Annotated in this window: 8 protein-coding genes; 4 read left to right on the top strand and 4 right to left on the bottom strand. The window is 42.7% G+C overall.

Annotated features, from left to right (window positions below; all coding sequences use genetic code 11):
• The first annotated feature begins 153 nt into the window (after positions 1-153).
• Positions 154-3576, top strand: coding sequence for a TraB/GumN family protein (locus ACP26M_RS04405; RefSeq protein WP_426586507.1), 3423 nt, complete (start codon positions 154-156; stop codon positions 3574-3576).
• Positions 3577-3692: 116 nt separating this feature from the next.
• On the opposite strand, the gene ACP26M_RS04410 is transcribed toward ACP26M_RS04405, so the two are convergent.
• From ACP26M_RS04410 to ACP26M_RS04420, 3 genes are all read right to left on the bottom strand, one after another.
• On the bottom strand, positions 3693-5171 hold the full coding sequence (locus ACP26M_RS04410) for a glutamate synthase subunit beta (protein ID WP_426586509.1): 1479 nt from the start codon (positions 5169-5171) through the stop codon (positions 3693-3695).
• A 3-nt stretch (positions 5172-5174) separates the two neighbouring features.
• A complete protein-coding gene (gltB, locus tag ACP26M_RS04415; RefSeq protein WP_426586511.1) occupies positions 5175-9692 on the bottom strand; it encodes a glutamate synthase large subunit in 4518 nt (1505 codons plus the stop codon).
• Positions 9693-10225: 533 nt separating this feature from the next.
• Complete coding sequence (locus ACP26M_RS04420; RefSeq protein ID WP_426586513.1) at positions 10226-10507, bottom strand: pyrimidine/purine nucleoside phosphorylase; 282 nt, start codon at positions 10505-10507, stop codon at positions 10226-10228.
• 164 nt (positions 10508-10671) lie between these two features.
• On the opposite strand from ACP26M_RS04420, the gene ACP26M_RS04425 reads away from it, so the two are divergent.
• The 3 genes from ACP26M_RS04425 to ACP26M_RS04435 all read left to right on the top strand — a co-directional run bounded on the left by ACP26M_RS04425 (position 10672) and on the right by ACP26M_RS04435 (position 12501).
• A complete protein-coding gene (locus ACP26M_RS04425) occupies positions 10672-11238 on the top strand; it encodes a hypothetical protein (protein WP_426586515.1) in 567 nt (188 codons plus the stop codon).
• A 33-nt stretch (positions 11239-11271) separates the two neighbouring features.
• Positions 11272-11640 (top strand): hypothetical protein, encoded by a 369-nt coding sequence (locus ACP26M_RS04430; RefSeq protein WP_426586517.1) that lies wholly within the window; start codon positions 11272-11274, stop codon positions 11638-11640.
• A gap of 309 nt (positions 11641-11949) precedes the next feature.
• Positions 11950-12501 carry a sugar O-acetyltransferase gene (locus ACP26M_RS04435; RefSeq protein WP_426586519.1) on the top strand — a complete coding sequence of 184 codons (552 nt, stop codon included), beginning with the start codon at positions 11950-11952 and terminating at the stop codon, positions 12499-12501.
• A 138-nt stretch (positions 12502-12639) separates the two neighbouring features.
• On the opposite strand, the gene ACP26M_RS04440 is transcribed toward ACP26M_RS04435, so the two are convergent.
• A complete protein-coding gene (locus tag ACP26M_RS04440) occupies positions 12640-13425 on the bottom strand; it encodes a DUF817 domain-containing protein (protein ID WP_426586521.1) in 786 nt (261 codons plus the stop codon).

Genomic DNA, 13425 nt, shown 5'->3' on the forward strand with positions numbered 1-13425 from the left:
AACCTGTTACAATTTTATATGATCAAATTTTACTTATCAAAACCCTCTTTTTTTAGATCACTTACAGCTTGTTTAAAATTAAGATACTACACTTTTTTATTATTGTTTATAATTTCGTCGTTAGTTTCGGCCCAGCAAAGAAGTAATTATACCTTGCTGTGGCGCATTAGCGGAAAAGGCTTAACTCAGTCTTCGTATTTGTTTGGTACCATGCACGTAAAAGATAAGCGTGCCTTTGGTTTTAGCGATTCGGTAATGCTGGCAATCAAAAATACTTCGGCTTTTGCCCTGGAGGTACAGCCCGATACCCTGATTAAAACCATGTTTAATCAGCTCGGCTCACGCGATAGTTTGCGCAGCCTTCGCAAATGGCTTTCGCCTGCAGAGTATGCTAAACTTTCAAAGCGCTTTAAACAGAAAAAGGGTTATGATATGGGTAATATGGACCCAATGAGCCTTGAAGCGGCAATGCGGCCTGAATATGATAAACCGGGCGATAAGGCCGCGGTTGTTGATGCTTATTTGTACGGAGTAGCCCAAAGCCTTGGTAAAGAAGTTTATGGACTGGAGAATACGGCTGAACAGTTTGATAGTTACTTTGGCCTGCGGTCAAATATCAAAGAACGTGTAAAAGACCTGGTAGAAGAAGATAAAGGGAGCGATGCAAGATATCTTGACGCTATAGAAACTATGATCAGGTTATATAGTGCCGGTAACCTTGATAATATGAAGGCGTTTATGACCGAGGAACAGTTGAATGATGACGAGCTTATCACACGAAACAAGGTTATGTTTAACAGTATTGTTAATCATATTCATAATCAAACTATGTTTTCGGCGGTGGGAGCTGCGCATTTACCTGGCGGGCACGGTTTAATAGCCTTGCTGCGAAACGCGGGCTACACGGTTACACCTGTTAAAGCCAGTTTTACCGGCGTTGCTGATAAATTTAATACCGATTTTACCAAATTTAACTGGGAAATCTACAAATATGAAAGTGATGGCTTCTCCATAAACCTGCCTTTTGCGCCTGTTAAAACAAAAATATTTTATGAAATGCCTACCGTTATTTATGCTGATATAGCCAACGAGGTTTTTATGGGCGTGTATTCTACAAAAATAGGATCGGGTCTTAAACCTGTTGATGCGGAAAAGGTATTAAACAATATGACCGGCAACTTCAAAAAGAAATCAGAAGATCGGGTTTTGAGTCAGAATACCATTATTGTAAATGGTCAGAAAGTACGGGAATTGATAATGCAAACCAAGGGGCAAACCCTGCGTGCAAGGTTCATGGTTGTAAACGATTATTTATATATGGTTTATGCAGGGTTGAAGCTGTCAACTATCCGTTCACCTTACGTAAACAGGTTTTTTGATTCATTTCAAACATTCAAACCGGTTCCAAAATCTAATCCAGCCTGGATAACTTATAAAAATGATACGGCTGCGTTTTCTGTTCATTTGCCGAGCAATCCCCAACCAATATTAAAGGAACTTCCATCCGGAGATTCGTTGAGTGAGCCTTATCGCATCCATCTTTTAATGGCTATCGATACGAATAATATCGAAAATTACATCATCAGGTATAACGATTATCCTAAAGGCACTTATCTTGCTGACAGGAAAGCATTGTTTGGAAATATGAACCAATTATTTGGTAATGCCACCAAAATCATCAAAGCTCCCCATAAAATTATAAAAGAGGGATACGAGGGCTTGGAAGAAGAGGTGCTTATGGCCGAAAAATATTACTGCAAAATACAATTGCTGTTGAGAGGTAACCGCACTTATGTGCTATTAAGACAAAATTTGCAGCCTGGGGCTAAGGATGATAAAACTAACGACGACTTTTTTGAATCCTTTAAGCTTTTACCCTATAATAAGGCGGTAATGGATCAATATCCTGTTGATGGCGGCAATTTCACAGCAGGAGTATTTCAAAAAGCAAAAAGTATTGTTGATAGTAGTTATGCTTCTGCTTTTGGTAATTCGGTAACAATGTATTCAACCAACCTTGCTTCGGGTGGGTTATATGGTATTGAACATGCGCGAATAAGCGGATATTATCGCGCTAAAAGCGTGGATTCCATATTTCATTCTTTTACGCATAAAAGGATAAAATACACCGATACCCTTTTGAAAGATGATACCATAACAGTTAATGGCATCAAGGGGCATGAATTTATAACTCAAAATAAGGAAAACGGCACCAGGAAACGGAACAGGATACTTATTGATAACGGAGATCTGTTTTATTTAACAGGTTACCTGGCCGATGAGGAGCTTTTTAACGAAACCAGTAACGCGTTTTATAATTCGGTAAAGAAGATAAAGCCAACTAATACAATAGATCTGGCATCTTCAAAAGCATCCAAAATTGCTGATGGCTTGGCATCAACCGATACAACCAAATTTAAATACGCTCATGGTGCCTTGTCATATTATGATTTTAACAAGGATGAGTTGGCTTATGTTTATAAAGCTCTTGAAAAAAGCTACGCCAATGACAGCACCTATGAGGGAACAACCCATAAACTGGTACGTATACTGGAATCAACACATGATGATAAGACCATCGACGTGCTTGCATCGGTATATAAAAATTCGCAGATAAACGCCAATGTAAAGCCGGATATATTGGCGGCAATTGCTCAGATTGATAAACAAAAAGGGTATAACCTATATCTGGACCTGCTCACCAATATCCCGGCACCCAAAGCCGAATATAATTATAACTCATTTGTGCCCCTTATTGATTCAAATGATTATGTAGTAGCTAATTATAAGCGTATTATACCACTGTTAAAAAATGAAGATTACCGTTCAAATTTGTTGATGGTATTTGAAAAAATAGCCGGAAATAAGAAGGGCCAATATGATGATTTTATCCGTGCTCATTTTAACGATTTAGTAACGTTTGCCAATAGCGATCTTGATAACCTGTTGAGCAAAAAAGATAGTAATAAAATGTATTTGCCGGTTTATTATTACTTGTCACTAATGCAAAAAATTAAAGGGCAGCCCATAACAGCTGGTTTTACCAACAAGATAATAAAGCAAAACGATATAGAAAAATATTTGCCAACCGCTGTAATTACACGTATTAAAAATCGATTGCCGGTAAGTCAGATTTTGGTGAACAGGCTTTTGGACAGCATTGCTCAACGCTATGATCTGATGCTGGAGCTCGATAAAGAAAAACAACTTGCAAGGGTTCCTGAAAAATATAAAACACAGGCTGCTTTTGCTAAATTATGCGTTTATCAAAACGCCATTGCCACTGATGAAGATGAAAGCCCAAGTCACATAAAACTTTTAGGTACAATCTCCGATAAGGGAAAACTGTTTTATGTATTCAACTACAAGAGCTATTATGATGAAGAAGACAATAACTTGCAACTGGCTGTTAGTGGTCCGTACACGCCGGGAGCTTCAAAGCTTGATTTTAGTAGCTACCATACTTATTATGAACGAGTTGATAAAGATTTGGACTGGCAAAAGCAGGCAAAAAAGATGCTGCCAGATCTTAAAAAGCAAAATGATAAGGAATTGGCCGGCAAAATTGAAAGATAAACCGGAACAAACAACAAAGCCGGGCAAAACCCGGCTTTGTAATTAAAAACGATATGACAGGGAGATCTCTTCAAAGAAGTAACTAACCTCTGATCTCAAACCTGCAATCTCTACCACTAAAACACCTGGTCAAACTGGTTAACAGCGTCTTTACTTTCCAGCAGAGAGTGGCCCATTAAAAACTCGTCAACCTTGCGGGCAGCTTCGCGGCCTTCAGATATAGCCCAAACCACCAATGATTGTCCGCGGCGCATATCGCCTGCTGTAAACACTTTGCTTACGTTGGTACGGTAAACACCTTCTTTGGCTTTAACGTTTTTACGGTCGTCAATTTCAACGCCAAGCTGGCTGATGAAAGTATCATGCTGTGGATGTAAGAAACCCATAGCCAGGAATACGCGCTGACAAGGTATCTCACGCTCCGAACCTTCAACCACATGGAATTTTACCGGGCGACCCATGAAATCCTGCTCCCATTCAACATCAACTACTTTTAACGCGCGCAGGTTACCTTCTTCATCACCTAAAAATTCTAAGGTGTTAACACCCCAAAAACGGTCGGCACCTTCCTCATGTGAGCTTGTTGTTTTCAGTACCATTGGGTAAGTAGGCCATGGCATATGCTGTGTACGCTGAGCCGGCGGTTGGAACATCACCTCAAATTGCTTGATTGATGCAGCACCCTGGCGGTTTGAAGTACCCACACAGTCTGATCCGGTGTCACCACCGCCAATTACCACTACGTCTTTACCGGTAGCTATAATATCTTCTGCAGTAACTTCAATATTGCTCACACGCTTGTTTTGCTGTTTCAGGAAGTCCATTGCAAAATGGATGCCTTTTAACTCACGGCCCGGAATGTTAAGATTACGCGGAATGGTGGAACCTCCTGCTAAAATCACTGCATCGTTATTACGTACCAGTTCATCGGCTGCTACGTTCACGCCAACTTCGCTGTTGTATTTAAATACAACGCCATCTTTTTCCATTACTTCAACGCGGCGCTCAACAACCCATTTTTCCAGTTTAAAATCGGGTATGCCATAACGTAATAAACCACCTGCACGGTCATCACGTTCGTAAACGGTAACGGTGTGGCCAACTTTCACCAACTGTGCGGCAGCGGCAAGGCCCGCAGGGCCCGAACCTACAACGGCTACCTTTTTGCCCGTTTTAACAAGCGGTGCAGTTGGTTTTACAAGGTTTTTCTCATAAGCTATCTCGATAATATGGCGCTCAATTTCCTCAATAGCAACAGGCGGTTTGTTGATGCCTAACACACATGCAGATTCGCATGGGGCAGGGCATATACGGCCTGTAAACTCAGGGAAGTTATTGGTTGATGATAATATATGGTAAGCTTCTTCCCAGTTTTTACGATACACGGCATCGTTAAACTCAGGAATGATATTACCAAGGGGGCATCCCGAATGGCAGAAAGGGATACCGCAATTCATACACCTGGCCGATTGCTGGTTAAGCTTTTCTTCAGTATATAAATTCACAAATTCGTTATAGTTCTTAACGCGTTCAGCAGCCGGAACTTTTGATGGAAGTTCGCGATTAAACTCCTGAAATCCTGTAGGTTTTCCCATTTCTTAGCCTATGGTTTGATATTGTAATTTCTCTAATACTTTTTTATACTCTCTCGGGAATACTTTCACAAACTGGGTTGATGCTTCATTCCAGTTGTTTAGTATCTTTTGCGCCAGCTTGCTGCCTGTTAAGGTGATGTGTTTACGCAGCAGGGTGAGGATCTGTTCTTCGTCTTGTACACTTAGCGGGTCAAGGTCAACCATCTCAGTATTGCAATTTTCTGCAAACGTACCTTCAGGATTATAAACCCACGCTATACCTCCGCTCATACCGGCTGCAAAGTTGCGGCCTGTATTACCAAGAATAAGCGCCCGCCCGCCGGTCATGTACTCGCAACCATGGTCGCCGATGCCTTCAACAACAGTGGTAGCGCCAGAGTTACGTACCGCGAAACGCTCGCCGGCCATACCACCTACAAACAATTCACCCGATGTAGCACCGTAAAGAGCTACGTTACCGATGATGATGTTATCTTCAGGTACGAATGTTGCGTTAGCTGCCGGATAAACGGCTATCTGAGCGCCCGAGAGACCTTTACCTACGTAGTCGTTAGCTTCGCCTTCCAGCTCGAAAGAAACACCTTTAGTGGTGAATGCTGCAAAACTTTGACCGGCCGAACCTTTAAATTTGAAGTTAACGGTATTGTCAGGTAAACCGGCCGAACCATACACTTTAGAAATCTCGTTAGATAACAAGGTACCGATAGTGCGGTCAACGTTGATCACATCAAACGAAGCAAATACCGGGGTTTTATCTTCAATAGCAGGCTTCGCAGCTTCCCATAGTTTCCAGTCAAGGATATTGGCCATGCCATGATCTTGTGATTCACTGTTGTACAAGGTCATACCTTTGGTGTTGGTAACCGGGTGCAGAATGCCGCTCAAGTCGATCTTTTTGGCTTTCCAGCTTTGCAGGTTATCTTTCACTTTCAGGAATTGTACGCGGCCAACCATTTCATGAATAGTACGGAAACCAAGCTCGGCCATGATCTCACGTAACTCTTCGGCCATAAAGCGGAACAGGTTAACGATGTGCTCAGGTTTGCCCGAGAATAATTTGCGCAGTTCAGGATCCTGAGTAGCTACACCTACAGGGCAGGTGTTCAGGTGGCATTTGCGCATCATGATACAGCCGCCTGCAACAAGGGCAGCAGTAGCTACACCCCATTCTTCGGCACCCATCAGAGCTGCGATTGCCAAATCCCTGCCGGTTTTCAGCTGACCGTCTGTTTGTAGTACCACGCGGCTGCGCAGTTTATTACGTACCAGTGTTTGGTGAGCTTCGGTTAAACCAAGCTCCCATGGTAAACCAGCATGTTTGATAGAGCTTATTGGCGATGCACCAGTACCACCGTCATAACCTGCAATCAGGATTACGTCGGCGTGTGCTTTGGCAACACCGGCTGCAATAGTACCTACACCTGCTTTTGATACCAGCTTAACGTTGATACGGGCAGCACGGTTAGCATTTTTAAGATCGAAGATAAGCTGTGCCAAATCTTCGATAGAGTAAATATCGTGGTGCGGTGGAGGAGAGATCAAACCTACACCCGGAGTAGAGTGACGGGTTTTAGCGATCCAGTCATCAACCTTGTGGCCCGGCAGCTGACCGCCTTCACCTGGTTTTGCACCCTGTGCCATTTTAATCTGCAACTCATCGGCGTTGGTAAGGTAGTTTGAAGTTACCCCAAAACGGCCCGATGCTACCTGTTTAATGGCAGAACGTAACGAATCGCCGTTTGGCAATTTGTCGTAACGCATCTCGTCTTCACCTCCTTCACCAGTATTACTTTTACCGCCAATACGGTTCATCGCAATAGCCATGGTGCTGTGCGCCTCGTGCGAGATAGAGCCGAATGACATGGCACCTGTAGCGAAACGCTTCATGATGCTTTCCGCAGGTTCAACCTCATCAATGCTGATTGATTCGCGGTGGTGGGCAAAATCAAGCAAGCCACGGATAGTGAAGTGCTTTTCAGTTTGCTCGTTAACCACCTTAGCGTAGTTTTTATATACCTCGTAGCTATTAGTACGTGTGGCGTGCTGTAAGAGGTGAACGGTAGTAGGATTAAACAAGTGGGCTTCGCCTCGGCGTTTCCACTGGTAGATACCACCTTCAGGTAACAGGTTGTCAGCTCCTTTAGCTTCAAAGCCCATTTTGTGTTTGCAAAGCGCTTCGCGGGCAATTTCATCAAGGCCTAAACCACCTATACGGGTAACAGCACCATGGAAGTATTTGTCAACAACGGTTTTGTTTATGCCAAGGATCTCGAATACCTGTGCGCCATGGTATGACTGTAAGGTTGAGATCCCCATTTTTGAGAAGATCTTCAGCAAGCCATCGTTAATAGATTTAACGTAGTTATTACGCAGCTTTTTGATATCGTAGCTGGTTTCAAGGCTGCCATTGTCCTTGAGCGTTTCAATGGTTGAAAGCGCCAGGTACGGGTTGATAGCTGTAGCACCAAAGGCCAGTAAACAGGCAAAGTGGTGTACTTCCCAGGCATCGCCGGTTTCAACAACCAGGCCAACAGCGCCACGGCGCCCCTTGCGGATCAAATGGTGGTGTACTGCTGATACAGCCAGCAGGGTAGGGATAGGGGCATGCTCAGAATCAACCGCACGATCCGAAAGGATCAATACCTCGAAGCCGTCATCAACAGCATCTTCGGCGTAGCGGCAAAGGCGTGCAATGCCTTTTTCCAGTGAGCCTGGCAGGCCATCAGCCTTAAAGTAAGTTTGCAAAGTTTTGGCGTGGAACAGGCCGGTATCGATACTACGCAGTTTTTCTAACTGGTGGTTTTTCAATATCGGGTGTTTCAATACCACGCAATGGCAATGCATTTTATCTTCGTCTAACAGGTTGCCATTGTTACCGATAAAGGTAGCAAGGCTCATCACCAAACGCTCACGGATCGGGTCGATTGGTGGATTGGTTACCTGCGCGAAGAATTGTTTGAAATAGCTTGACAGGTGCTGAGGTTTGTCCGAAAGGATAGCCAAAGGCACATCGGTTCCCATTGAGCCTACAGGCTCTTTGCCATCAAGGGCCATCGGTTTAATGATGGTGTCGATATCCTCGCGGCTGTAGCCGAATACCTGCTGGTAACGGTATACAGAGGCTTCAGACAGGCTGGCGAAAGCCAGGCGCGGTTCTGAAAGCTCGCTCAGGTTAATTTTATAATTCTCTAACCAACGGCCATATGGCTGTTGTGATGCAATTTGTTGCTTGATCTCTTCATCAGTGATGATGCGGCCTTTTTCAGTGTCGATCAATAACATTTTACCGGGCTGTAAACGGCCTTTGCGTAAAACAGTGCTTTCGTCGATAGCTAAAGTACCTGCTTCAGAAGCGGCTATTACACGACCATCGTTCGTTACCACGAAGCGCAGTGGGCGCAAACCATTGCGGTCAAGCAGGGCTCCTACCAGTTTACCATCGGTAAAGGTAATTGCGGCAGGTCCATCCCATGGCTCCATTAGTGTAGCGTGGAACTCATAGAAGGCTTTTTTAAGCGGATCCATGGCTTCGTTGCCATCCCATGCTTCAGGCACCAGCATCATCATCACATGTGGCAATGAACGGCCGGAGTGCAACAATATTTCAATGATATTATCCAGGCAGGCAGAATCCGACTGGTTGTTATCAATCACCGGCAACAACATGTCCATTTCTTCGGCAGTAAAGTATGACGAAGCGTATGATTTCAGGCCGGCATAAAACCAGTTTAAGTTACCTGTAAGGGTATTGATCTCGCCGTTATGCGCAATTAAGCGGAATGGCTGGGCCAGTTTCCATGAAGGGAAAGTATTGGTAGAGAAACGCGAATGGATCATGGCAAAGCCCGATGCAATACGCGGATCAGAAAGATCAGTATAGTATTTACGCAGCTGGTAGGTAGTAAGCTGCCCTTTGTAAATAATTGTTTTACAGCTTAATGATGTAAAATAAAAATTATCAGAAGCGCCGGCTACCGTTTCAGTAATGGTTTTGTTGATATACCTTCTGAGCACGAATAATTTGCGTTCAAAATCATCGGCGTTGGTAATATGATGTGGCCTTGCGATATAAATTTGCTCAATATCAGGCTCGGCCTGGCGGGCTGTTTCACCAATAACTGATGAATCAACGGTAAGCTTACGCTCGCCCAGCTTATGTAAACCTAATTTTTCAATAGCATTGTTAATAATGGTACGGCAGGCCTTTTTCTGGGCCGAATCTTTAGGTAAAAATATCATACCTACACCATACTCGCCGGGTTCCGGCAGGCTGATCTCGAGGTTTGAGCATTCTTCCATTAAAAACTCATGGGGCAATTGTATTAAAATTCCCGCACCGTCCCCGCTCTCGGGGTCGCATCCGCACGCACCGCGATGTTCCATGTTTTCGAGCATGGTTAACGCGTTATCAATAATTTGGTTGGTTTTATGACCGTTGATATTGGTTATAAATCCCGTTCCGCACGAATCGTGTTCAAATTCCGGTCTGTAAAGACCCTGGTGGCTATCAGTTTGATCCATTGTTTAAATTAAACCGTTTACAATTTTATAAGGGGTGTAACCACGAAGTTACCAAAACTCAAATAAATTATAAAATTTACGGTAATTTTTAAAGATTTCTAAAAAATCAATTATTTAAATCATAATTATTTAACATTATCTCAACAAAAAGAGACAAATATTATGATGTACAAAATGAAAGTACGAAAAAAATTATTTAGAATCAATATAAAGTTATACCAAACTTGTGCAATACATTTATTAAAGCTGACTTTTTAGCTATAACCAAATTAAATTTTGTGGTGTTTCTCTATGTGATTAGTAGGATTTGGGAGGGGAAAAGTCCGGGGGCAGTAAGTCGGCAATCCAAAAGTTGAATTTTGAACAATCTCCTATCAAGGTATAGATAAAGTTCTGGGAGTGGATAGGTCTATAACTTTTGATTTCGAATTATTGTCTGAACTCGAATTTATAGAATTTAAGGAATCAACATGATGCTATGCAAATTCTATAAATTTTCAAAATTCGTTCAATTCGAGTTCAGACAAAATCAACTATCTGTAAGTACACAGATACGAACTCTGCACTTCTGTTTTAACTTTAAATGAAGTATTTGCTTCAACCTCAAATACTTGTCCGTTGATAAAAGTTTGCCATTGGCTTTGACCTGGTAATAAAGCTTCAAGGCTGCCTTCAATTACTGTCATGGTTTCGTGACTTGAGGTGCCAAATTCATATTCGCCGGGTTCAATAACGCCGATGGTTGAGCGCCCTTGCGGAGTAGTGTATGCCAGTGATTTTACGGCACCTTCAAAATATTCGTTTACGTTGATCATGTTTAAAAATTTCGGCCTAATATGGTTAAATAAAATGAATTGTATTATAATTGGGGCTTAACTATTAAAAGCCGCCGTACCGGCGAATGTTAAAATATGTGAAAAAAGTAATTTCGGTTGTGATTATTACTTCTTAAACATCGTTATTTGCATAAAATTTATATATGAGGAAAATCCAACTATTAATGCTGTTCGTTTTATCAGCTATAATATTCCAGGGCTGTAAAAAGGACGTTGTTACTTCTGCTTCCACTACTTCTGACCAAATACTTGCCGCAACTATAAATGGTACATCATGGATCCCTGATGATGTTACCGCTACTATAAATTATGATGCTACTGCTAAAACAAAATCATTTAATGTAGTTGGTACTGCTGACCTGAAAAGAGTAAAATGGACGATTACTTTAAGTGATGCTAATGCTACCAATGTCAATACTTTTCCGCTGGCTACTTATAAGGTTGATGCTACCAACAAGGTAAATATGGCTTACTTTACATCAACTGGCGGTACATCCTATAATCAGGTGGGTGTGGTTGAGCCGGGTTCGGGTTCTATCATAATTACCTCTATAGATCCATCAAAAAATGTGATAACCGGTACCTATAGCATGACCACGAAAAAGGTAAACTATAATGATGATGGTACCATAGCATCTATTGAAACGTCGCAGATATTAGGTGGTACGTTCACTAATCTGCCTTATACCTTTACCCAGGTCAGTAATTAAATAAATTAGAAAATATAACATGAACGCCCCGGTTTGCAATATCCCGGGGCGTTCTTTTTTAAACCGATCCGTAATTATTGGCCAGGACTTGGCCTGGTTGGGCTCGACGGATTAGGTGTCGGGCTTGGTGTTGTCGGGCTTGGCGTATTTGGTAGAGGGCTTGGGTTAGGCGTGTTTGGCTGCGGCGCCGGGTTAGGGGTATTAGGTGTTGGTGAAGGGTTTGGTGTTGGCGTGGGCGCAGGAGTTGGTACCCGATTTGGATCAGTAGGCGTTGGTGTCGGACTTGGCACAGGATCTGTTGGTTTTGGTGTGGGTACCGGAGTTTTTGGTTTCTTTTTATTTTTATCTGGCACAGTATCAGTGGTCAATGTGTACTTTGTTACTGATACACCGGTATTTTGACCTTGGTGTCCGTTAGCTAATGCCAAAGAGCCGGCTAATGACAGGGCGACAGCTGCGGCTGTTATTCTTAAATTTTTCATATTTTTTTCTTTTTATTTATGAAAAGTTAACTATTAAGATAACTTGACGAGAAAGGAATAGTTTTTGAAATTTGAAATGAATCCAAGTCCAGTGCATTAACCACACCTATTGAAGCAAATGCCCTGGTAATGCAACGCATTATAACAGCGTTTGCATTGTTGATGAGTGGCCGGTTTAAATATTGAGCACCTATATTTGCCTGTAACCTGCATATGCAAACATTACCCTATGACTGAACTTGAAAAAATGATATCCGGCGAACTGTATAATGCCGGAGATGCCGAACTTGTTGCCGCCCGTTCAAAGGCCCGGCAATTGTTTACACAATACAATGCCGCAAGCTATGATGATAAAGAAACCAAAACCGCCCTGTTAAAACAACTGTTGGGAAGTTTTAAAGGCAATATTGATGTTCAATCGCCTTTTTACTGTGATTATGGCTTTAATATAATAGCCGGGAATAACCTATTTCTGAATTTTAACTGCATTATATTGGATTGCGCCCGTGTTACCTTTGGCGATAACGTGTTCCTGGCGCCAAATGTTCAGCTTTATACAGCCTATCACCCGGTAATGGCTGCCGAACGGATCAAAGGTCCTGAATATGCAGCACCTATTACTATTGGCAATAACGTGTGGCTGGGTGGCGGTGTAATTGTTTGTCCCGGAGTTGCCATAGGCGATAATACGACAATCGGTGCAGGAAGTGTGGTGACCAAAAGTATTCCGGCAAATGTAGTTGCTGCAGGAAATCCATGCCGAGTGATCAGAGAGTTGTGACTTCATTATAATTTCGGATTTCGGAATTTCGATTTCGGATTCGGCGACTTTGGGAGCATCGGTGCTAAGAAAAAGTAACGTCTTTGCGGCTTAGCGCCTTCGCGTGAATTATCGAAATAGTTATTGGAGTAAGGGATTTTAAACCGATAGCACCGGTAACGGCTTTGTGCTGTCTTTTAGTAATTTTAATTCGGCGACAATGATGAAACTTACAATTACCAGGAGGGCCCAGGAGCTTATTTTCTGATAATTTACTACTGTCCATGCATGATGCTGATAAGCATAACGCCAGGCCCCAAGCCGGGTAGCTATATTTTCGGCAAGCCAGATGAAAAAGCCTATAAGCATAAATGATAATATTGTTGGCATGCGATAAACTTTTTCTTGTAAATGAAAAACTACAACCGATTGCCTGAAAAAATAAAGGATCATCACGCCTATGCCATAGCGGATATCGGGCATAAAATGATTGCTGAAGAAATTAAAATATATCAAAATACCTATAGTGCGGGCAATGTAGCGGTTAGGCCAGTTTTGTATTTGCAGGTTAAGCCTTCGCCACGCCTGGCACATGTAGCTGGCAACGCTGGCATACATAAAGCCGCTGTATAGCGGAACGCCGCCTATTTTCAGATAAGCAAATTCAGGATAGGCCCATGAGCCGTAGTGAACTTTGAAGAGCTCCATTACCAGGCCCAGCAGGTGAAATATGCAAATTACCAGTACTTCATCTTTAGTTTCAATCCCGGTGCAATATAAAGCCGCCTGGATAAGCAGGCAAGCTATCAGCATAAAATCATACCGGGGTAAAATGCCCGTAAACAAATGCGAAAGTGCCAGCATGGCAAATACCGAAACCGGGAACAGGCAAGAAAGCGCCTGCTGCTGCACAAAAATCCCGAAATGTTTAATAGCTGTTTTCAT

Source organism: Mucilaginibacter sp. R-33, from assembly GCF_049949235.1.
GTDB lineage: Bacteria > Bacteroidota > Bacteroidia > Sphingobacteriales > Sphingobacteriaceae > Mucilaginibacter.

Excerpts from the sequence above, each read along its gene's own strand:
- ACP26M_RS04410 (WP_426586509.1), bottom strand. The coding sequence starts at position 5,171 with ATGGGAAAACCTACAGGATTTCAGGAGTTTAATCGCGAACTTCCATCA.
- gltB (WP_426586511.1), bottom strand. The coding sequence starts at position 9,692 with ATGGATCAAACTGATAGCCACCAGGGTCTTTACAGACCGGAATTTGAA.
- ACP26M_RS04420 (WP_426586513.1), bottom strand. The coding sequence starts at position 10,507 with ATGATCAACGTAAACGAATATTTTGAAGGTGCCGTAAAATCACTGGCA.
- ACP26M_RS04425 (WP_426586515.1), top strand. The coding sequence starts at position 10,672 with ATGAGGAAAATCCAACTATTAATGCTGTTCGTTTTATCAGCTATAATA.
- ACP26M_RS04435 (WP_426586519.1), top strand. The coding sequence starts at position 11,950 with ATGACTGAACTTGAAAAAATGATATCCGGCGAACTGTATAATGCCGGA.
- ACP26M_RS04440 (WP_426586521.1), bottom strand. The coding sequence starts at position 13,425 with ATGAAAACAGCTATTAAACATTTCGGGATTTTTGTGCAGCAGCAGGCG.